General features: G+C 57.5%; 1 protein-coding gene. It reads right to left on the bottom strand.

Going from position 1 to position 1,009, the window contains the following annotated elements:
- On the bottom strand, positions 1–1,009 hold a 1,009-nt coding region (locus tag ABD836_RS19410; RefSeq protein ID WP_344939316.1), incomplete at both ends, for an Ig-like domain-containing protein.

Raw genomic sequence — 1,009 nt, 5'->3', positions numbered from 1 at the left:
TGCGTTGAAGTCGTGGTTGCGGTAAATGGATTACCTGCCGCGTCAGTACCCGTTACGGTGGCATCGAAGCTGGTGTCGGCCGCCAAGTCTGCGCCATCAACCGCAATGCTGTAGGTGTTGCCCGCCAAGACGGTACCGCTGTAGGGCGTGCCGTTAATGGTGAAGCTAATTGCGTCACCAACGCTTGCATCGCCGCCAACAGAGCCAGTCACATTAATGGTGGTGCCAGTCTCGGCCGCGTTAACGATGTCATCAGGCGTGATGTCGTTAACCGTGATTGTTGCGGTCGCAGTGGTATCAACCGTGTGCGTCGAGGTTGTCGTTGCCGTGAACGGATTACCCGCGGCATCGGTGCCAGTCACTGTCGCATCGAAGCTGGTATCCGCCGCAAGGTCCGCGCCATCAACCGCAATGCTGAAGGTGTTGCCAGCCAGCACGGTACCGCTGTAAGGCGTGCCGTTAATGGTAAAGCTGATTGCGTCACCAACGGTTGCATCGCCGCCAACGGTACCGGTGACGTTGATGGCTGTTCCGGCTTCCGCTGCGTTCACGATGTCATCTGGGGTGATGTCATTAACGGTGATCGTTGCCGCAGCAGACGTATCAACGGTGTGCGTTGAGGTCGTCGTTGCCGTGAACGGATTACCCGCGGCATCGGTGCCTGCAACCGTGGCATCGAAGCTGGTATCAGCAGCGAGATCGCTACCGGCTACCGCAATACTGAAGGTATTACCTGCCAGCACGGTGCCGCTGTACGGCGTACCATTAATGGTAAAGCTAACAGCATCGCCAACGGTCGCGTCGCCGCCCACTGAACCAGTGACGTTAATGCTTGCTCCTGCTTCAGCCGCGTTAACGATGTCATCTGGCGTGATGTCATTAACGGTGATCGTTGCCGTCGCTGTGGTATCAACCGTGTGAGTCGAAGTAGTCGTAGCAGTAAACGGATTACCCGCGGCATCGGTGCCTGCAACCGTGGCATCGAAGCTGGTATCAGCAGCGAGATCGC

This window comes from Zhongshania borealis (genome assembly GCF_039539625.1).
In the GTDB taxonomy this organism is placed as follows: Bacteria; Pseudomonadota; Gammaproteobacteria; order Pseudomonadales; family Spongiibacteraceae; genus Spongiibacter; species Spongiibacter borealis.
The sequence above is the reverse complement of the archived record's forward strand: the minus strand, read 5'-3'. Positions and strand labels throughout refer to the sequence as shown.